We start from the raw sequence: 20,140 nt of genomic DNA on the forward strand, positions 1-20,140 counted from the left end.
CCCTCCCGAAGGCGTCACCGATCTTGGAAGTTCCGGACAAAGGAACGCACAAGGGTTGCCGACACTTCGTCAGCCCCACGATCAAGTGCAGCGCGGCCGATCGACTCATCAGGTTCAACGCGTACAGGTTCACTCCTGGACGACAGCGATACGCTGCTCCGACTTTGTTGACCGGCAAGGCCGATCGCGGTCATCGACCTCGACGTCAAACCGACGCCGATAGCCAGTTTGGTGGCGCCTGTCATGTCAATCTGACCGGTCAGCCGCAGCGCCGATGCGACCCGAGTCGTGACGTCTTGGGCGTCGATGATCGTGCCCATATGGTCGCCGGGAAGCCGGAATGCCACTGCAGTTTGGCCGTCTTTGAGCACCCTTACCGTCGCAAGGGACCCGCTTGTAACGCTGTTCCAACTACCCGTCGGGGGCGGAGAAGCGCTCAGCTGGATTGCGTCTCCCTGCTGAGTTGTCTCCAGCGCTTCGGTCATACTCACCAAGCCGGCGCTCCGGACCCGTACGGGCAGCCCTCCCAACACCTGCTCAAGGATTCGTGACGACAAAGGATTACCGTCTAGTGGCGCGACGTGCACCTCGAGAAGCGGGTGGTGAGATGCTCCGGATCCCCGATTGCCCGTGCCGTCGGTGAGCCAGCGGATTGAGGGCCCCTCCAAAAGCGGCTCGAATTCAAGTACGCCTGGCACCTGCTCAAGCTCATGAACAGCGCCGGCTGCAGCCACCAAGACCTCGGCGACATCCGCAAAAGTCTTGTAGAAACGTCCCGACCCGTAGTCTCCGAGGGTGGCCTCGAAGGCGCGTTGCGGCGCGTCAAAGTCGACGCCGGTCTTGCGGAGAACGAAACGTGGGATACCGAGGCGCTGAGCCGTGACCCATTCGTCTTCCGTCGCGGACTGTCCGGTCTCGGGAAAGGTTGTGCCGTAGTGGGGTCCCAGCAGCAGCAAATACGCGTCGCTTGACTCGACAGCCCTGATGCAGGCTTCGCGGCTGGGCACGGCCTGTGCCGAAAAGTCCTCAAACCTCACCGGATCGTGGCCTAGCACCTTGATGAGGCTTGGCAGAGCGTCGCGCTCTGCTTCCAGACCGTTTCTGACACTGCTGATAAATATCTTCACCTTCACAGTGTGGTGCACCCCTCTGACGGATGGGGCGCGTCCTCTGCAACTTTGTGTCAGGCGAGTGGGACCATGTCGGTATGTACGAACCCTTCAGCATTGTAGGAATTGACACGGAGCACGTCGGACGTCCCCGAAACGATGGGACACCTGGGTCCGGCTTGTATGCCGTGCCAGTGAAACTTTCACGGGTGCTATCTGCACGGGAAGCGGAGCTGTTGGTTCATTTTTGGGACCATCCGACGTCGTGGTCGACGATGCATAGGCGTGGTATCGCTCGAGTTTCGGGGTCCACTCTGATCTTGGACGGCACGACCATAGAGGAGGTGCGAGACGTCCACGTCTCGACGGTCCGGGGAGCAGTCGCCGCCTCGAATGCCGAGTACGCATCTCAGTTTGCAAGGGAAGAGCGAGAGCAGCTGGCAGAAGATGCTCGCAGAGCCGAGCATGAGGCTGAGGTTCGCCGAGTCGCAGGAGAGATTCGATTCGATTAGTGGCTACGGGTCGGCCTGCGACTCCCGGCACTCGTCAGTTTCCTGTCGAGGACCGACCGGTCGACCACTGGATAGTCGAGCCGGAGGCCGTGATCGCCGCCGCGCGGAACGGGTTGGAATCCAGATGGTGAATGGGTACAACTACCCCTTACGGCGAACGGCCCATGCCCCGTCGCAATCCTCCTTGTGACCAACCGGACGGGAGCTGGTCCCCGCCAGCATTTCTGCCCGGCCGCCAGAATCGAGCTGTTGCACGCTGTGACCCCGGCCAACTACCTGATGCTTCACGCGCACCGGCGCATTAGCCGCCAGGCTCGCTCCGAACACGTTTGAAAAATTCGAACCTATGTTCTAATAGGTACATGGATTCGGAGTCTCAGCATCCCGAGACCCCGCACGTGCAGCGCTCAGTGCGGGCGGACACCCTCGAACAAGTCGAGCCGTCCTATGGAGCCGAGTTCGTGCCTCACCCAATGAGCCTGACTTCGGCCGAGCTGGGCGGGCTGCCGGCCACGCTGGCCAGCGAACCTACGTCCGTGCGCGCCTGGGTGAGATATCCCGCTATATCTCGCCACGTTCACGGCCTGGCCCTGGCGTGGACCCCGCGCGCGGTATACGTCGAGTGGGAGGACAGCGGCACTCACCGGGCCTGGATCTGGGCTCCGGCCGTCGAGCGCGCAGCGCCGAGCCAGCCCACCGCTCCTCCACGGCGACCGGTGGACATCCTGAGCGCGCGCGAGGTAGAGCCGCTGGTCGAGCTAGTCAAGGTCCAAGTTGCCCGAGCCGGGGCCGAGTTCGTGACCTCCGCTGCGCAACCCGCCGGGCCCTTCGGCGTGGTCGTGTTCGGGTCCATCGAAGACCACCCCGTGCGCCTGGAATTTTCCGCCGACCCGGCCAGGAATACGTGCGTGGTGCAGTTGTTCGATATGCGCACGAAGATGGTGCTTGGCGAACGGGTCTCGGGTCCCATATTTCCCGCGGCCATAGAGGCCTACGCCTGGGGCAGGGCGATCGACGCGCTTGGTGCCGCCGGGGGGCCCGTCTGACAAATACCCCGGCGGCTCCCCCGCCCCGATTTTATGGACCTCCTGGAAGCCCTCTGGATCGCACCGGTTCACCTGTTTCAAAGTTAATCTGGGCCTCGCCCCGTTTGACGCGTGCAGTGTTCTTAGTCATGTTGGCGACGCGGGCCTCCCAGTCGTGGCCGTCGGTCACGCCGCCGCTGAGTAACAAATTGCGTTTACGGGTGAGGTTATCGACCTCATCGAACACAGCGCTGTTGTCATCCCAGCATCTATCGAGAAGCCAAGTCATTAGATCCTGCTGCGCCAACAAGTACGGCGGCAGGAGAGGCGATAGATGCAGCTGCTCGCCGGTCGACACAATAAAGTCCCTCGCCGGCGCCGGCCACTTCTTCATCTTGAGTAGTTCGGTCGAACTGAGCATTACCTTCGCGTCCAACTCATTACCGCGCTGCTCGGCACTGAACTCCCAAGGGGCGACGACGTAGTGCAGCACGTAGTTACGCAGCTTTCCCAAGAACACCGCCCCTGGAACACTCTCCGCTAACACGGCGACGCGCGTTGCATACTCAGCTTGCAGCTCCTCGCTCTGTGACTCCGCAACTGTTCGAGCCTGGTCGATGAGGGCTCCTATCCCAGCGACATAGGCAATGGTGGCTTGATCGAGAATGTTCGTTATCTCTACCTGCTTGGAAGTGTCTCCAATGTTGCGAATCACAAGCTCTACGATGGTGGCTTCATCGGTCTCGCATTTCTGGAGCACCCCGCTGAGAGCGATTGAGAATGCGGACCACGCCGCGAAGACGCGCTCTAGGTCTTTCAGACGGCGCGCGCTTCGTAACCCTGGGTGCCCCTCGATCGCTGTGTCTACGTCGTTGATCTCGGTCGCAGCAGGATGTTCAATCGAGAAATTATCGGGCATTTCGGCTTCCGGGTCGATAAGGCTCACTGCGGGCTCCTAGTCCAGCACAAACACGGGAACATCGGTGGCAAAGTCTTGTCCGTTCACTGCACTCCACCCGCTGCTGGAGCCCACGGAAGGAATACCAAGCCACGAATCTGCGAATCGAACACCGATGACCCCGCGCCTGAGGTGGATACCAATTCTGATCTCGGAAATGTGCACTCCAGGATAAGTTTCGCTCGTGCCCCTATCCCGTCGATTGTCCGTCGCCGTCCCTGCGGTTTTTGGATTTGCGCTGCTTGGGGCCACGTCAGGGTGCGCGTCTGGGGAAGCAGCTTTTTCCTCGGAAGGCGGTGAGTTCGAGATGACTGCTTCGGAGGTAGGCCGTGTGAAATCTCCGGGCACCGGTGAGGTTTACGTTATTGGATTCGCGTTCACCAATAATTCGGATAGCGAAGTTATAGAACTTGGACGTATCACCGTCGGCGAGCGAATTATTTGCGCCCGTCAGATTTTGTTGACCTCGAAGTTCACAATGATCATTCTGTGCATACCGTGACTGGAATCTCGGGTTTTGGAGCGAGGCCGTGGTTGACGGCAAGGAAGGCCAGGACGCAGTAAAGCCAGGGCAGACCGCGAAGGTCACTGACCACTATCCCTGTGACGACTTGGGCGACGCACTCGTTATCGGCCATGCGCAGGGAAAGTGTTCGTACAGACCTACTGCGATTCAAACTTCCAGACTGAATACTGCCTAGCCAAGGGGTGAAAGGGAATAAGTTCAAACCCAACACGTTGTTCTCGCTCGACATCGACACTCCGCATGCCCTCGCTGAATCGGCCGACATGATGATCGCCTAGCCCCCGTGCCACCCGAACGAGCCCGCAAAAGTCCCCGAGGGGCAACCTTCAAAGGCCTATTGCCCAGTCTGCGGCTCGGCGTTCGCGGTGTGATGCTGGCAAGTTAGCGCACCTTTTGTGGCCCGAATGGGTCATACCGCCAATCTGCATCCCACCCTTAGTCTAAATACGCTCCGCTCTTCTGATCCACTGACCCGGCAGGACACGCAGTGAACGATGATGATCTGATTCTTGAAGTGAACACGCGCAACCGTGATCCGAGGGCCGCTTGTGTCTTAGTGATCGATGTCTCTGGCTCGATGTCGGGCGCACCGATCCAGGAGCTAGAGCGCGGGTACAACCTCTTCATCACCCAGATCAACGAGGACCCGCTTGCGCGCAAGAGAGCGGAGATCGCGGTCGTTACGTTCGGCAGCGAGGCGAATCTGCTCGTTCCGTTTCAGGAAGCGCGCAATCTAGAGTCAGCCAGTTTCGTCGTTGATGGGTCAACCAACATGGCGGCTGGGATTGATCTCGCGCTCGACCAGATCGAGGAACGCAAGCAGCAGTACCGCGAAAGCGGGATCGAGTACTTCCGCCCGTGGGTCTTCCTGCTCTCTGATGGAAGCCCGAACAGCGGTTCCAAGTTGGACCAGGCCATCGCTCGGCTGAACGCGGTCGAGGCCAAGCGCGGCGTGGTTGTCTTCGCGGTTGGCGTGGGCCAGGCCGTGGACATTGAGCAGTTGCGCTTGCTCTCGAAGGACCGTGTTCCATTGCTGCTTGAGGGGCTCAACTTTGCCGCCATGTTTTCGTGGCTCTCGAACTCGATGCAGGCTGTCTCGACGTCCAATAATTCGGGCGCGAACGAGGCAGATCTTGCCGCCGTGACCGAGCAGATTCAGCTCTCGCCTCCCACGTGGGGTGCAGTCGCCTAATGGTTGAGGCTCCCGAGGCTCAGGAGTGGTTTGTCGTGGGCGCTTCGGTCCCGGGCACCAGCCATCTCGACGCGGGAATCGGTTGCGACGACGCCTTCGCCTACGTTCTGCCTGGCGGGGGCGTCGCGCTTGCGGCTGTATCGGACGGCGCTGGCAGCCGCTCGGGCACATCGGCACTCGGCGCATACTCCGCCTGTCAGGCAATCGTGGCCGCCGCCACCCGCCCAGAGTTCGTTAGTACCGTGTCGGCCGAAGATGCTGACCAACTCGAACGGCGAATGCGGCTACTTTTCCAGGAAGCGCTCATGGGCATCGAGGCGGCCGCAGCCGAAAATGGCGTCTCGACTTCCGCGCTCTCAGCCACGCTCGCCGTCGCACTCGTGACTCCCCTGCACACAATTTTCGGTCAGGTTGGTGACGGCATTGTCGTGTCGGACCGCAATGCGGGAATCTCGACCCACATCCCCGAGGACAAGGGCGAGTACGCGAATGAAACCGTCTTCTTGACCTCTCAGCGCGCCATCGATAGTGACCTCCGAATCGAGGTTGTCGATGGTGTCACGGCATTTGGGCTGAGTACCGACGGGCTGCGCTACCGCGTCCTGCATCTCGATACCGGTGCGCCCTACGCCCCTTTCTTCGCCGGCCTATGGGACCGCGTTTACGAGCGCGACATCATGGGCGCCGAGTTGTCAGCGGCGATCAATGCTCTCGGCGATGCGCAGACCGGCGATGACAAAACCTTGGTGATCGGCATCTTGCGGCCGATGCGCGACGCCGACGAAGGCTCATTGTCTGCCGATTGGAGCGGGCGGCCGGCGTTTATCCCCAAGCGGGAGGTGGCGATCGCTGAATCAGCCGACGAATTAGGTGTCCCCGTCCCCGTCCCGGCAGCGGATTTCCATGGTTTGGCCTAGGCAGTTTCTTGCGGTGCCGCTGTCGGCGCTTGTGCACGACGACACCCTCGGGGAATCACCAAAGGCAACGTCCGCGGAGTTGCAGTCCTATGTGCGGCACGTCGCTGATGTGTACGCCCGATTACAACAAGGATTCACCGAATCCGATTTTCGCGCCATGGCAGCCTCTCCCCTCACTCCGGACGAAAAGCAGATCGCCGAGACGTACCGCCACCTTTTCTCAACATCCCGGACTGCTCAGCGGATCGAGGCAGAGTTCATCGACGAGCGTGGCCTCGTACTTACCCAAGGGCGACACCGGGCTCTGGCCGCCCAGAAGATCGGCGTTCCATTCCTTCCAGTGCACGTGCGCGCAGTCGACAATGAGACCCTTGCCCGCCTGAGTGAGCAGCTCGAGCACGAAGTCGCGATCACCCACCCTGGGCTGGTCGTGACTCACCGCGCCCTAGAACAAACGCACCGCGAAGCCCGCCTGGAACGAGGGATCGTGAACGAATTGACCCCTGATCCGGAGCGAAGCTTCGAGCGCCTTCGCGAGCGTGAACGCTGATGGATGGGTGGCGCCTCTTCGGAGCAGCCGCGAAGGGAACATGGAAGGCCAGCAACGCGATCAGCGGCGCTTTAACGAACGGCATCGAGCACGCTGCGGCCTCTCGCGGTAGTGGCCCAGCGCGCTCTGGGGTTCTCGGGCCAGGAGACTCGGATCCGCCGCCTAATTCTCCCGACTTCTTCGACTACCGCGGAATATCTAGGCCCAAGGACCTCCGGCATCTGGTAGGGCTGCCGTTCACACTTGGGAGAGTGCGCGACGTACGCCGCGGGCTCGGCGCCCCAATCGGGCTCGATGGCAATTACTTGGCCAGGCATGCTGCAGTAATCGGCCCTTCCGGGTCTGGCAAGACCAGGTCAATAATCGTCCCCTGGATCGCCAGCGCCCTTCAGGCGGGGAACTCGGTGGTTGCAGTCGATGTGACCGGCGATCTCCTGGAGCAAGTGCTCGATTACCGTGCGGTAGTGGGGCCGCTGGGCGCGCTTGCCGGCAAGTGGGACTTCTCCGACCCAAACACCTCAGTATCGTGGAACTGGCTAGCTGACCTTGACACCGACGACTCAGTCATCGCCGCCGTCGACGCGCTAATCGGCCGTGAGAACCCGAACGATCCCCAGCCGTTCTTCGCGCAACGGGACCGGCGCGTGCTTCGAGGCCTTATCGACGTAGTCCGGCAGGTCTCTGCGAACCCGCAACTGTCAACACTAATAAACGCGGCAACAAACCAGTCGATGTTCAAAAGGCTTGTCGCTCTCGCCCCACGGCCCGAAACGCGCCTGGCCGAGGTCGTGCAACTGGATCCAGCCGACTTTGGCAAAGCCATGAGCGGCATCGTGAATGCGCTTGACGTGTTCGACAACAGCGACGTTCGGCACGTGACTTCCCGTATCGAATTCACAAAACGCTCGATATTTGACCGGCCCAGCCTCATCGTCATCGGCGCACCCCTAAAGGGCGGACGCACCAGTGTGTCCTTGTCGTCCCTAATGATCTCGCAGATAGTACGGGAGCTCTACACGCGATTCGGTCAGAGTTCGCCCAGCCGAGTGTTCCTATTTCTCGACGAGGCCGCCCGACTTACCGACCGCATAAATTTCGAAGAACTGTTGTCCGTATCTCGCGGGGCCGGCATAAGCGTGGTTCTTGCGGCGCAGACCGTGAGCCAGTTCAGGGACCCAAGTGAGCGCGCCGCGATTCTCGATAACTGCGCCACTTTCATCACGCTGCCGACGCCCTCGAAGGAGTCGGCCGACTACTTTATTTCACGCCTCGGCCAGCGACAGCAGAGCACCCTGAGCACTAATTTGCAGGTCGGCGGCACTGGCCGAAGCACCACCGCCTATTCACGGTCGTCTACTTCGGTTGCCGTACTCGGGCACCGCGAGGTAATGGACCCGCCCTGGGGTGGACGGAGCGCGCTCGTGCATTGCGCAGAGGCATCCTCGGCGCCGATCCTGGTCGATCTCGGGCGCCCCGACCTAGGTGCAGTCTCGTGAGCCGCCTACAACTCTCAGGAGGCGGGTTCGTCTCACTCGGCGACCAGCTCGCAAAGGCGGGGGAAGGTACCGTGTATGACGTGAACAGCCACCCCGACTGGGTTGCGAAGATTTTCCACACCACCTTTGACGGAGGCTCAGTACACGACCAGCGCGAGAAGCAGGAGGACCTAGACGCGAAGCGTAGGAAACTTCCCGCGATGGTGACCCACAAGCCGATCGGGCGAGTGCAAAGTGGTGGGCAGGTCGTGCTTGCCTGGCCTGAAGACACGCTTTCCGAGAACGGCACAATCGTGGGCTTCGTCATGACGAAAGTGAACATGGCCGAGGCGGTCGAAATCCATCAAATTTCGAACAGCAGTGACCGCAACAATCCGCCACCATCGGGGCCACAGTGGGTAAGAGGATTTTCCTGGCTGTACCTCGCAAATACCGCGGTGAATCTCTGCATCGCGACCGACCTAGCGCACAGCGTTGGAGCAGTGATTGGCGACTTCAATGAGCGCAACATTCTCGTTTCCCAGTCGACTACGGTCACCCTCATTGACTGCGACTCAATGCAGTTCAGGTCAGCCGATGGCAAGGTACACACCTGTCGGGTCGGTCGCCTCGAATACACCGCTCCCGAGCTGCTAGACGCGAACTTACGTACCATCGAGCGCCAGCTCACCAGCGATCTTTTTGCTCTCGCCGTTCACATTTACATGCTCCTGCTCGACGGCGCGCACCCCTTCCAGTCCGGAGCGTGGGAGAGGCCGGGCGAAAAACCGAAAGCTGCTGTCCTGGCAAAAGCCGGACATTGGGCAGGCGGGCCCAACTCCCCGCTTGCGCCGCAGCCAACCGCCCCCTCGCCAAAGATTCTTCCCCCTGAGGTGCAAAACCTCTTTGAACGCGCCTTCAAGACTGGAGCAAAGACACCGGATGCGCGTCCGACGGCGACCGAGTGGCGCGTCGCTCTCCAGAAGATGATCAAGACGCTTTAGGCCGTGACTACCTGCAAGGTTGATGCGCTGCACGTCTATCCACCTCACAATAAGAAGTGCCCGTGGTGCGAGATCAACCGCGCGCACACGGCAAGCGCGGCCACTGTCCGGGTACGGACACAGAGGAAGCTGCCGGCCCCGACGACGATCACGGCCTCATTGCGAGGTCCGGCCGCGGCTCCACCGTCGCCTCCAATTGGGTCTACGTCTGTGCCCGGTTCACTCTCCTCGCGGCTATCGATTGGCCGTCCAGCAGGAGTGAGCTGGGCAGACCACTACCGTCCGGTCCACCGGTTCTTCTCGGGTTTGTTCACGGCAACCGGCCTACTCATCGCGGTATTCCTCGCGTATGTCGCTAGTCAGGTCGTTGCCCAAGCGACCAACAATTCGATTATCGAATCGACCCTCGCCACAGCACAGTCGGTGCAGCGCAGTTATTTCGGAACCGCGGCTCTGTTCGGCGCGCTCACTGCCGTAGCCGGAGCACGTGCCCACTGGCTTCCGGCGCTCGGCCTTCTCATCGGCGCTCTCACCGCGATTCCCGCCGTTCCGATTCCCATGCTGCCGCTTCCTGTTCCCGCGGCGCTCGATGGGGTGCTGACAAATCTGCAGAGCGGAGGCGTCACCGTTGCTTTCCTTGCCATCCCCACTGTCGTCGTCCTCACAACAGCCGCGACAAAGCTGCTGCCACCGACCCCACCGGCCATCGAACGACAGCGGCAGATAAGGCGCGCCCGAGTGCGGCAGTTCTTGGGGCGTCGCACGCGGCTGGACGCTCGCATAATCACCACAACGTTGGCCGCGGTCATCACTGTCATTCCGAGCGGCCTTGTCGGCTACTTCGTGCTGCGTGACAACGTATTTTTCAGGACGGGATCCGCGGTCTTCGATACCGACGGCCGCGAACTTGGCGCCTACGCTCCGTCGCTCTTTTTCGGCGGAGCGTTCACCATCGTGGGATTAGCGGCCATCATCCTCATCTGTCAGAAGTGGACCGGACGCATCATCGTTGGAGCTCTCAGCAGTCTGGCACTTCTTCTGGTTTGCGTTGTTGGGATGCCCTGGGCCATCGACATGTGGAACACCGAGGAAGAAAGGACCGGCGTCTTGCTGCGCACAACGGAGTATCCGTTCGACGACAACTTCTATTCCTGCGGCGTGAGCTCGGCGATGGTCGCCGACGACGCGGGGGTCGAGAGCCTCTGGCAAGTGCACACGGCGCGCAGTGAAGGCAGCGGCATTGACGGATGTAACCGCCTCGTGATCTATCGTGGCTGGGAACAACTCGGTTACGTCGACGCACCGGCCGGCCAAGTCATCAACGGCCCACCCGAGAGCAATGGGTTACCGACCGTCTCAGGCGGCGCCGGCTTCTGGGCCCCCACGTCCGACGGCGGCAATCTAATCGTGGACCTCGTCAACTACCCATAGTAGGTCCGGACAGAAATCTCTCGCCTTCGATATTCATCTGTATCGCATGAGCTGCATCACACGAATGACAGGGCCCTAGCGCTTTGCTGCAGAGGCTCGCACGCCCCCTGTCGCCGAATCGAAGTGCTACTGCCGGAGACCATGAAGTTGAATCCGCGCGACAGAAGAGCTGGCGGACCGGCCACCACAGATCAACCGCGGCTTTACACTCGGTCCATGGACTCCAACTCGGCGCTTATCCTTCTCGATGTCGACGGCGTTCTGAATCCACAGATGGTCATGCAAAAGCTCGTTATCGACCCGTCGAGAGCTGCTCTTGTCGAACAACTTTCCCGCCTCGGATCTATCACGTGGGCTACGACCTGGTCAGCAGCGCATGTCTATCACCTCGCCCAAGCCATAGGACTGCCCGGCAACATGGCCGCGATCGCTTTCCCGCCCAATCTCCATATCGACCCGCATAACCCTGCACCGACACCGAAACTGCACTGGGTGTCCCGTTGGGTCAACCGCAATATGAGCGACGAGCTCTCGCCGTCCACGGCGGTTATCTGGATCGACGACCAGCTTCAGACGGACGCATCCGACTGGGCACAGACTTCACCGCACCCAACTCTTCTCGTCAGACCCGACCCGACAATCGGACTTACCGCGGAACACCTTACAACGGTTCGAAAGTTCCTAGAAGAACTCGCGAGCCATCGGAACTCTGAGCCGGCGGAGGAGAACGGTCGAGGTCTGCCTGGCGTTGGCTTCTGACAGCTGCTTTTGTCCTCTCGTGACCCGCGCGAGTTGCACCATTCACAGCATGGGCCCACCTATGTGCGCACTTCCACTTGTGGTCATACGGCCCTCAAGAGCTTTATGGCGACTCCGGAGGTTTTACCGCCATTGCGACTATCGCTGCCTTGCGATGGCGTGCGACCAAGACCGTTTCAGCGGGCCCAGATGAAGCCCAGTGAGCGCTCAACGATAGTCCGTGCCGTTATCGCTGGTCCCGGTCTCCCTGCTAGACGGTGTACCCGCCGAATGTCATAGTTGGCACATCCGAGGACGGGAGGCTATGTGCCACGACCAAATCAGGTTCTCGACTCGGCCGTCCTCGATCTCAGAAACGGTGACGACTTCCACTCGGTTGCGCAACGATACGGGGTTGAGCCAGCACTGTTGTCGAGCTCGGAGCATTACGTAATCCGCGATTTAGGGGCGGCGGAAGCCCGATCGGCAAGGGCTAGAGACCTTGAATCACTGGCGACTGCCGCCGCGTCGATTGTCGCGAGTATGGGCTACAACACCGATGAAGCCGTCGCCAAAATCTTGAAAGCGTATCGGGCGGCCGAACGGGGCCGCATATTTCGGACCGCCAGCAGAGTGCTCGGAATAGCCATCGCCGTGCTCGGAGGAGTTATTTTGTTCGTCTTCGGGGAACAGGTTCGGATGGCGCTTGGCTGGAATGACCAGCGGGCCACTTTCTTCGGATTCGCTGAGGGATTGGTCCTCCTAATCGTCGGGTGGTCGGTGTTTAACGCAGTCCAGTTAACCGCTCGGTTTGTGGGACAGCTTGCAAACCCTTTTTACGTTGCTGCTGACGAACTGAGGATCCTTGGAATCGACCTGACAAAATTTACGCGCAAGGAGCGTTTCGGGATCTCGCGACCGAGCAGCCATCAGCTCAAGGAGTTAGCTCGCCGATTGCGGCGAGCGGAGAGCGGATTGCGTCAGGGATGGCGATTCGGTCGCACCCACCAAACTCGAAGTGCTCGAGAGATCGACCGCGCTTGGCGCCACCGGGCCGGGCATCAATTGGGGCTCGCGGAGTTATGTCTTGCGCGCCAGAACATTGGCGGCTTCATGGAAGCGCTCAACCTTGTTCGCACCGTCGAGGTGTTGACCCTCCTTCGGGATTGGTCCTACAGCGGTCAATCATTGCCGGGGATTGCGATTCAGCCCAGTCGGAGGATATTTGACATGCTCGTGAAGGGGCTGGTAAACGTGATCACCTTCACGATCACGGTCACGACGTTCGTGCTTCCCTTCATTACCGCGAAGTAGGTCGCGAGCGCGGGAGCTCTAAATTACGCATATTTCGAGCGCCGGGGCAGTGCCAATCAGTGCAGACACGGCCACGGCGGCCGCGGAATTCCGGGCTGTCGATACCCCTTTGCGCGACTTGCGGCCGAAGCTAGCCAGTGGGGCGGCGCTTCCGCCGTGACCCTGAACAGCCGGGCCGTCATTGGGATAGGTTCTTATCCGCCCTGACCCAGTTACGCTTAAGACCGCCCGTCTTGACGCGAGGATAAGCTCTCCCCGTGATCATGGCCAACACCGCAGAGCAAGCGTCCTCGACTGACCCAACTCTGCTCGCCATCCTGTACATTTTCGGCGCGGCGCTCCTCACCGCGGTCGCGGGTTTCGCACTAGCGATCTGGCAGTCCAATCGGGACCACGCTCGCTGGGTTCGCGAACGACGCTATGACAGCTTCACACGCATTCTTGCCCTCGCGGGTCGGTATAGTCACCACCGCGCGGACGGAACAGCACTCATGGCGCGCTCGCAGGCGATCCGCCATGGAGTATCGGGCCAACATCCATCCGATGCCGAGGAGTTGGCCGACCTCGGTGAGGCGATGGATCGCAACATGGAGGCAGTCAAGCCGATGTTTAACGAGCTCCAGGACTTGGAAGGGACCCTTCAAATCCTCGGACCGAACCGCGTACTCGAAGCGTTCAACCGATACACCGACACGCTCGAAGGCGATGACGCCGGCGCCACCGACGAGGCCAAGAATGTATTCGTCCTCGCCGTTCGACGGACACTCAAGATCAGCGCGTAGGCCCGAATGCCACAGAGACCCCGCCTCAATCGGAAGGCGCCCGATAAGGACGATTACGTCAGAACGCCTCGACGCATGAGATGTGAGGCGCAGCTGGCGCCAGTCTCTGGCGGTGCGTGCGTAGGAGATGAGTGTGCCGCGAACTGAAGTCATTGCGGAGGGAGGCCAGGCCTGCCGCCGGAGGCGCAATCGAGAGTGACTTGACCGAACGTTCTCAGATACAGCAGGTGCTGTGGGTCTGCCCCGAGAACTCGACGCAAAGCGTCGCCGTACTTGTCTATCAGGCCCGCTATCTCCCGCAGGCGTTGCGAGCCGGCCTGTTTCGATGACTCCGTGACCCCTTGTTCTTCCATATGTTCGCGGATGCGCTGGGTGTTGAACGCAATCACGTACTGGCCTTCGAGGCTTCTGGCATCTCGTCGCGCTATTCGCTCAGGCTATGCCGCCAAAGCGGCCGCGCGTGCGAGGTTTGCAGTGACCTCCCGTTTACCGCTTCCACGCGCGGGGGTCGCCGAGCCAGGTCCATCGAAGCGTGTGCAAATCGAGCACCGCGAGGTTTCCGGCGTCGCCGTCAGCTGCCACCGAGTAAACTCGGCGGCCGTCCTCGAATGTGCGTTCGGCCTTCAGGTGCAGGTGCCCGTGTGCCATGACGCTAGGGGTCAGTGCCTCGTACACCCTAGTTACGCGGTGACGCGAAAGTGCCGAGTAGGCGAGGGCGTCCTCATCCCAGCCGAGCGGATTAGCTTTCAACACCCGCTCTACCAGGTCAGCGCCACCGTCGATCGCCTCGTGGCAGAGCAAAACATCTGCCGGGCCACCGGAGGTCATGCGCGCGACGTCGTCCTCTGTCGGCACCTCCGTAGGCCACCAGTCTTTGAGCGGCACCCGGTCGGCGCGGTCGAGTGACGCTGCGCCACCGAACGAGGCGTACTGCTTACCGGCGAGCGTGAACCGATAGCCCCGCGGCATCATGAAGACCCTAGCGGCGACCTCCACCGGCTCCCCCGGCGCCGCGGCGAACAGCCGGTCCAGCTTGTCCCAATTCTCGTGATTCCCCGGGCTGACTAGCACGCGCTCAAGCCCGGCGGCACGCGCCCAGTAGCTGACGGTGTCCGCAAACCCGTGACCCTCGCGTTCCGACCAATACCCGAAATCGCCGAGGTGCAAGACCGTTCGAACGCCGGGCACCGTCCGGCGCAGGAAGGGAAAAACCTGCTGCGCCCAAGTGATGCTTCCGTGCCAGTCGCCAGCGATCACGACAGACGACTCACCCGGCAGCGTTAAGTCGGGGACTGAGCTCATTCATCTATCCATTCGCGCGACCACGCTAATGTCAAGCCCGCCTCCTGGGCGCGCCGATTCGCGTTACCGCAACGGTCGTCATAGGCAAGACAGCACCGGCTGCCGGTTGGCCCACGTCGTCCAGAGATACTCGATAGACCCAACCGCGACCATGGCCCTTGCGTCTCTTGGCCCAGTGAGCGGCTATGGCCCGCGCGAGTTCACGCTCTGTGGCGACGTAAACGAGGTCTGGAGCAGTGAAAACACGGTGAAAGTCGGCATCGGCAGGGTTCCTGCCGCATGCTCTCGGCACCAGTAGTGGAGGAAGAATCAGATTGCCGGGACGGAGGTCGGAAGCTCCGCCATGCCATATTTTGACGCGGCCTACTCGAGCAGCTGCTTAGGCGCAGCCAGCTCGGTGGGTGCCATTGTCGTACCGTACTCGGAGCCACACGGTGCCGAGCCGATCACCATGGGATAAACCGGCGGAAGATGTCGGCCGTCGCACCTACATTTGAGCCATGGAAAACAACCTTGTCGCAGCTGTACCCGAAAGCAATCCGGACAAGGATGCATTGATCGACTACGGCCTGACTGCCGTCAACGCCTTCGTCCCCATAGTCGGTTCTGGGATCGCAGATCTGGCACGAGGGATCATCGCGAGAAAGTCCGAGGAGCGCCAACACGCCTTCGACACTCTGGTCGCGCTGGAAGTGACTCGACTCGCCGAGCAGGTGGCAGGAATCACTCCCCAGTCGATGGTTGAGTCCGATGAGTTCATGGCCGCCTACGCGAAAGCTTCGCGAGTCGCAGCCGAGACGGAGAGTGCCGACAAACGGCAGCGACTGGCAGCAGCGTTGACCCGCATGGGGCCATGGAGCAGCATCGACCCCACTCGGCGACAAGGCCTCCTGGATCTCGTCGCGACGTATGACGATCTCCAGATCTTCCTGCTGGGATACTTCCGTGACCCTACGGCCTGGTTGACAGCCAATGCTCCCGATTGGCGACCAGGCAAGTACATGATGGCCGGGATCGATACGATCCTCGGTGACTACGTTTTCACGAACGGTACCGACTGGCGGCCAAGCGTTACGACGGCACTCGCCCGCTTCCCGCTTGATGGCGTCGCGGATGTGCCACTACAAGCGAGTATGACTGATGCAGGGACCGTACAGAAACGCACGACTTCCTTCGGCGATCAGCTCCTGGACTTCATAGGGAAAGCCGTAGTGTCGAGCTGAACCGAGACACCTCCGGGCGTAATCAGGACTCCCGCACAGCTGGCAGACGCGCTTGCCAAAATCCCGGTCCCCGGGCGTCGAGGCGGACTCTCGTCGGCCGGCGTCTACCCGAGCGCGTAGCCGATTACGTTATCGGAAACCGCGCTCACAACGTTGCCGGGAATATCGGCGTAGCGCGCGAAAGTTCGCCTCGACGACTTCGGTCGGAAACCGAAGCGTGCCTCGCCCACGTTCCCAGCGGTCCTGCCATGCCCGGTGTCTGCAAAAAAGTAGGCTGCCGCTCCCCATCGCGCTAAAGATTGACCGGGACGACAACGACCCCTGGCCGACGCCGCGTGAGCACCTATTGACGACCGGAGTCCGAGGCGAACGTCGAAACCGGTGCGGCCGTGGTTCGCTAGCCATGAACAAGAATAAAACGACAGGTGGGCGTAGGCTCCGGTTCATGAGCGATCCGCCCAGCCGCGATCTGGCGCCCTCAGGCGAAGCACAGCTGGATCCCTGGGACGCGCTCATCGGGCCGTTCCATGATGACGTCGGCCTCGCGCAAATCCTTGGGATGACGCCCGAAACGTTGCTCCGTCACGTCGTGACCGGTGCTGTCCTGTGCACCGTCACCGCGGATGGAACCAGGCTGTACCCACAGTTTCAATTCGGCCCGGCAGGCGACTTGCTGCCGCATCTGACAGACGTCCTGTCGGCACTGCGTCTAGCGGGACGGGACGATTGGGGTCATGCCCAGTGGCTGACTGCGCCCGTGGACCGATACGGCGGACGTTCTGCAGCGACGATGCTCCGTGACGGTGACGCGGAGCGAGTAATCGCTGATGCGGCACGGGACGCCCGGCGCTGGTCGCGGTAGCTGACACCCGGCAGCGACAAGACGTTTCAATCGGGCCATGTCTGCTCGGATCCAGATCGCGGTGGGATCATGCCGCTAGACGTGCCGCGGCTGCCTTGCGATTTCCGTCCACTCCGATTTCTGTCCTGTCGCTGCGGCCCTAGGCGAGGCAATTCCGTCCTCGTGGACTCAGCGCCGCGCTTCCGTCCGCTCGACTTCCGTCCCCGGTTTTCTCGATACCGTTCGAAGTCCAGAACGAAGAGGTATTTGATCTTTCGAGTAACCCCTCGCAAGATACCGGCGGTAGACACCAGATCGTCGGCTCTAGTGCGGTTCACGGTAAGGAAAGCCGCTCGTGTTTGGTCGCAGGCTGCGGCTCGACTGAAGCCTCCCGATGGGATTGTGAGGATCGTTCGTGCATGCAGCAGCCGTGGTATTCCTGCATAGTTTTGCAGGCTAAGCGGGATACACGAACGACATGCAAGGGTATGCGGGCCGCCTTGTCTGATCAGGATTTCTCATGGCTCGGTCAGAGGAGGCAAATGTTGGATATGCCGAATTACGGAGCTGACATGCCAGTAGTACTCGACCAGGGCGTCACCGTGCATCGTCCACCGGCCAGGACTTCCGATTTGGACGGTATCGAGGCTTCTGATCTGATGAATTCCGTCACTGCTTAAGCCCTTGGAGTACGGTCCTGGAAGCCGCTCGACGGTCAGCCTGTCGAGGTCGAAAACATGCCGGCTGCCCAAAGTGTGCACCATCCACCGCCCACCCATGCCCACGGTGAGCTCGGTTGCCTGTGAGGCGATCCCGGGGACCGTTCTTCCCCCAGTGGTGAAGAATTCCAGGTTGAGTGAGGCCGTGTCGAGGATCGCGCTGCTGGCTTTTTCGCTTTGAACCATGTCAAGGAGGACCACTCGGGCGGCGAAGCCTCGCCGCCCGTCAAAGTATCCGACCGTTTCGTCCACCGGGAGGTGATAGTGGCCACCCAGATAGAGGCGCGGCGTCACCTGCAGAAAACCCGTGTGGAACTGTTGTCGGCCTCGGCGGGCGTACTCGAGCCCCTGACTCGACCAGTTCTGGTCAGTGTCGGCCAGCATCGCGTCCAACGTTGATACATCGAGAGGCGCGTCGTGGCCCACCAGGATGTCGGCGTGCTCCTGGCCTAGCGCTTCGAGGTCGTCGTCGGTAATCGATTCCTGAGGCCACCAGGACACATCCTCCTCTCGGTGTTCGACGTCGATTGAGTTGGCGCCTCCAAGGGCTGCGAGTGACATGCCAGACCCAAGAACGGTCCGATATCCTCGGGGCAGGTGGAAGATGTTGGGCCGTAACTCTCGCGGCCCTTCGGATCCTGTTTGGAATATGCGTAGTAGCCGATGATCGTCGTGATTTCCGTCGACGAAGTAGAGAGTCTGGGATCGAGAGGCGAGCCGCTTCGACACCTTGCTAAGACGGTTTGACGAATTCTCGCCCGGCCAGGGCACGCCGACATCGCCCAATGCAAGGAGGACATCGATTTCGCGTTCTCGCAAATTGTCGGCGATGGTGAGCAACGCGCCGATGTCTCCGTGAAGGTCACCGATCAGACCGATGCGCGGTGCCGCTTCGAGCGTGTGCCGGTGCGGCGCTCTATTCTTCTTGCCATCGGACATCACGTGAAGGTCCTCTCGCCGACGAAGCGAGGGTGCGTCTCCATTGGGGAGACGGAGATTACGTCGGTAGAGAGCCGATGGGTGAGGCTCACCAGGCGCGAATCGCCGGGCGGTTCCAAGACCAGCTCGGGACGATTGCCCACAATCATGCGCAAAGGATGGCCTATTCTCATCCACTGCCCGTCACGAAGCAGCGGCTTCGACAGGGGCGCCTTCGGCACCGCATCCGACTCCACGGTGCGAGCACGGGTGTGTTTAGGGCGCATTGCGCCCCAGTCAACTATGTAAATCCTGCCGCTGAGCGTGGAGACAAGAACCCGCCCTCCGCCACCGCTGGGATGTTGTTCCTGCCCTGATCCTTCACGGTTTCCGCTGTCTCCCAAAATGCCCTCACGCCTCCAACGGACCGTTGCGGTCTTTGCTGGAACGGTAGCGAACTCTGTGTGGTGGATGTTCCCGTGCTGGAATGCACTTTTGACCGCGGTGATTGCTCCTCTGCTCGAGGAAGAGAGCCAAAGTGATCTGTCGTAAGTGGCCGGCGCAGGGCTGTCCGCCGTTTGAATCCTCAATTTCGATCGCAACGCCCCGCGGCTTCGATTCCACGGTTGATCAGAAGGACCCGCATACCAATAGGCGCGACTGCACGTCGGAAGTGGATCGCTGAAGGAACGAGTTCGACGCTGCCGTGTTGCGACCGTGCAGTTGCAAAACCGACACGTGTTTTTCTCACTAACTGGGGTTACATTCCACACTGGGCTCTGCGTTTTGGGAAGTGGAGAAGATGACAGGTTTGGCGGGCAAGGTCGAACTGCGGCGTGTGGAGCTTGCCAGGGCGGCAGCACTGGCACGAGAGAACGCGCGAGTGGTTGAGCGGCAAAGAGCCGCCCGTGAAGGCGATGTTCGGAAATTGACTCGTGACTTTGTTACTGAGGCAGCCCGAACTCGCATCCGACCGGCGCCAGTAGTCAGATTTGAGGATTGCGGTTTCGTTGACCGTTCGCTCGTAGGTCTGGGATCCCCCACGCAGCCGTATCGCGCCTACCGCTACACGGCGACTCTCGGCTATGCATGGCTGCTGGCGGGTACCTGGGGAGACAAGGAGGAAGGTGGGCAGCAGATGGAGGTGCTTATCTTCACGGACGCTAGGCCCATGGACCTGTCGCAGACGCACCTCAAACTCAACCTCGGAAGGCTTGTGTACGGACCCCTAAATCAGACGGAGGATCGCCACCCTGGCCCGGGCCTCGTGGATTTTCCCGCTGGCCTCGGAGGGACGAAGGCGATAGGAGTTATGCCATTCCATGGTCGGCAGCTGACTTACGGTTTATGGGAGCATGATCTGGCCTTGGTTGAGCGGCTGATGATCAGCTGGCTTCTGGCTGCCGAAAGATGGACGCAGGGTCAACCTGGCAAGGAACCTCGGTGAGACGAGTGACGTAGACAACGGATTCGAGCGTGTCCAAGGGCCTCGAAGGTGCATAAGTCGGACTGGACTATGTACCATCCCTAACGCACCCCGCCGACCGCACAAGTCCTAGCACATCGTGACTACGGCCAAGAATCGCGACGGCGAAGGTGAGCTT

Annotated in this window: 16 protein-coding genes; 12 read left to right on the plus strand and 4 right to left on the minus strand. The window is 60.9% G+C overall.

The features are described 5' to 3' along the window. Positions 1 to 14 precede the first annotated feature (14 nt). Positions 15 to 1,127 (minus strand): DUF4062 domain-containing protein, encoded by a 1,113-nt coding sequence (locus ACU5E9_RS02805; RefSeq protein ID WP_456812127.1) that lies wholly within the window; start codon positions 1,125 to 1,127, stop codon positions 15 to 17. Between the two features lie 856 nt (positions 1,128 to 1,983). Between ACU5E9_RS02805 and ACU5E9_RS02810 the strand changes: the two genes are divergently transcribed. Next, on the plus strand, positions 1,984 to 2,667 hold the full coding sequence (locus tag ACU5E9_RS02810; protein ID WP_456812128.1) for a hypothetical protein: 684 nt from the start codon (positions 1,984 to 1,986) through the stop codon (positions 2,665 to 2,667). A 31-nt stretch (positions 2,668 to 2,698) separates the two neighbouring features. Here the strand turns inward: ACU5E9_RS02810 and ACU5E9_RS02815 are convergent, their stop codons facing one another. Next, positions 2,699 to 3,592: a hypothetical protein gene (locus tag ACU5E9_RS02815; protein WP_456812129.1), complete on the minus strand. Its 894-nt coding sequence runs from the start codon at positions 3,590 to 3,592 to the stop codon at positions 2,699 to 2,701. A gap of 1,025 nt (positions 3,593 to 4,617) precedes the next feature. Here ACU5E9_RS02815 and ACU5E9_RS02820 point away from each other — a divergent pair. The 9 genes from ACU5E9_RS02820 (at position 4,618) to ACU5E9_RS02860 (ending at position 13,533) form a co-directional block, all read left to right on the plus strand. Continuing rightward, positions 4,618 to 5,322 (plus strand): vWA domain-containing protein, encoded by a 705-nt coding sequence (locus ACU5E9_RS02820; RefSeq protein WP_456812130.1) that lies wholly within the window; start codon positions 4,618 to 4,620, stop codon positions 5,320 to 5,322. Continuing rightward, entirely contained in the window at positions 5,322 to 6,239 is a 918-nt protein-coding gene (locus tag ACU5E9_RS02825; RefSeq protein ID WP_456812131.1) for a PP2C family serine/threonine-protein phosphatase, read from the plus strand. The genes ACU5E9_RS02820 and ACU5E9_RS02825 overlap by 1 nt, the downstream gene beginning before the upstream one ends. Positions 6,240 to 6,252: 13 nt before the next feature. After that, a complete protein-coding gene (locus tag ACU5E9_RS02830; RefSeq protein ID WP_456812132.1) occupies positions 6,253 to 6,789 on the plus strand; it encodes a hypothetical protein in 537 nt (178 codons plus the stop codon). Next, positions 6,789 to 8,285 carry a type IV secretory system conjugative DNA transfer family protein gene (locus tag ACU5E9_RS02835; RefSeq protein ID WP_456812133.1) on the plus strand — a complete coding sequence of 499 codons (1,497 nt, stop codon included), beginning with the start codon at positions 6,789 to 6,791 and terminating at the stop codon, positions 8,283 to 8,285. The genes ACU5E9_RS02830 and ACU5E9_RS02835 overlap by 1 nt, the downstream gene beginning before the upstream one ends. A gap of 80 nt (positions 8,286 to 8,365) precedes the next feature. Further along, positions 8,366 to 9,268: a hypothetical protein gene (locus ACU5E9_RS02840; protein ID WP_456812134.1), complete on the plus strand. Its 903-nt coding sequence runs from the start codon at positions 8,366 to 8,368 to the stop codon at positions 9,266 to 9,268. Positions 9,269 to 9,526: 258 nt separating this feature from the next. After that, positions 9,527 to 10,699 (plus strand): hypothetical protein, encoded by a 1,173-nt coding sequence (locus ACU5E9_RS02845; protein ID WP_456812135.1) that lies wholly within the window; start codon positions 9,527 to 9,529, stop codon positions 10,697 to 10,699. Between the two features lie 216 nt (positions 10,700 to 10,915). Continuing rightward, on the plus strand, positions 10,916 to 11,458 hold the full coding sequence (locus ACU5E9_RS02850) for an HAD domain-containing protein (protein WP_456812136.1): 543 nt from the start codon (positions 10,916 to 10,918) through the stop codon (positions 11,456 to 11,458). Positions 11,459 to 11,980: 522 nt separating this feature from the next. After that, a complete protein-coding gene (locus ACU5E9_RS02855) occupies positions 11,981 to 12,751 on the plus strand; it encodes a hypothetical protein (RefSeq protein ID WP_456812137.1) in 771 nt (256 codons plus the stop codon). A 257-nt stretch (positions 12,752 to 13,008) separates the two neighbouring features. Next, entirely contained in the window at positions 13,009 to 13,533 is a 525-nt protein-coding gene (locus ACU5E9_RS02860) for a hypothetical protein (RefSeq protein WP_456812138.1), read from the plus strand. Positions 13,534 to 14,019: 486 nt separating this feature from the next. Here the strand turns inward: ACU5E9_RS02860 and ACU5E9_RS02865 are convergent, their stop codons facing one another. Next, complete coding sequence (locus ACU5E9_RS02865) at positions 14,020 to 14,835, minus strand: metallophosphoesterase (RefSeq protein WP_456812139.1); 816 nt, start codon at positions 14,833 to 14,835, stop codon at positions 14,020 to 14,022. Between the two features lie 500 nt (positions 14,836 to 15,335). Between ACU5E9_RS02865 and ACU5E9_RS02870 the strand changes: the two genes are divergently transcribed. Continuing rightward, on the plus strand, positions 15,336 to 16,058 hold the full coding sequence (locus tag ACU5E9_RS02870; protein ID WP_456812140.1) for a hypothetical protein: 723 nt from the start codon (positions 15,336 to 15,338) through the stop codon (positions 16,056 to 16,058). 445 nt (positions 16,059 to 16,503) lie between these two features. Further along, complete coding sequence (locus tag ACU5E9_RS02875) at positions 16,504 to 16,920, plus strand: hypothetical protein (protein WP_456812141.1); 417 nt, start codon at positions 16,504 to 16,506, stop codon at positions 16,918 to 16,920. 497 nt (positions 16,921 to 17,417) lie between these two features. On the opposite strand, the gene ACU5E9_RS02880 is transcribed toward ACU5E9_RS02875, so the two are convergent. Further along, positions 17,418 to 18,557, minus strand: a complete 1,140-nt coding sequence (locus ACU5E9_RS02880; protein ID WP_456813487.1) for a metallophosphoesterase family protein — start codon at positions 18,555 to 18,557, stop codon at positions 17,418 to 17,420. Positions 18,558 to 20,140: the final 1,583 nt, after the last annotated feature.

The organism is Cryobacterium sp. AP23, assembly GCF_054075385.1.

Excerpts from the sequence above, each read along its gene's own strand:
- ACU5E9_RS02810 (WP_456812128.1), top strand. The coding sequence starts at position 1,984 with ATGGATTCGGAGTCTCAGCATCCCGAGACCCCGCACGTGCAGCGCTCA.
- ACU5E9_RS02835 (WP_456812133.1), top strand. The coding sequence starts at position 6,789 with ATGGATGGGTGGCGCCTCTTCGGAGCAGCCGCGAAGGGAACATGGAAG.
- ACU5E9_RS02870 (WP_456812140.1), top strand. The coding sequence starts at position 15,336 with ATGGAAAACAACCTTGTCGCAGCTGTACCCGAAAGCAATCCGGACAAG.
- ACU5E9_RS02875 (WP_456812141.1), top strand. The coding sequence starts at position 16,504 with ATGAGCGATCCGCCCAGCCGCGATCTGGCGCCCTCAGGCGAAGCACAG.
- ACU5E9_RS02825 (WP_456812131.1), top strand. The coding sequence starts at position 5,322 with ATGGTTGAGGCTCCCGAGGCTCAGGAGTGGTTTGTCGTGGGCGCTTCG.
- ACU5E9_RS02880 (WP_456813487.1), bottom strand. The coding sequence starts at position 18,557 with ATGTCCGATGGCAAGAAGAATAGAGCGCCGCACCGGCACACGCTCGAA.
- ACU5E9_RS02855 (WP_456812137.1), top strand. The coding sequence starts at position 11,981 with ATGGGCTACAACACCGATGAAGCCGTCGCCAAAATCTTGAAAGCGTAT.
- ACU5E9_RS02865 (WP_456812139.1), bottom strand. The coding sequence starts at position 14,835 with ATGAGCTCAGTCCCCGACTTAACGCTGCCGGGTGAGTCGTCTGTCGTG.
- ACU5E9_RS02850 (WP_456812136.1), top strand. The coding sequence starts at position 10,916 with ATGGACTCCAACTCGGCGCTTATCCTTCTCGATGTCGACGGCGTTCTG.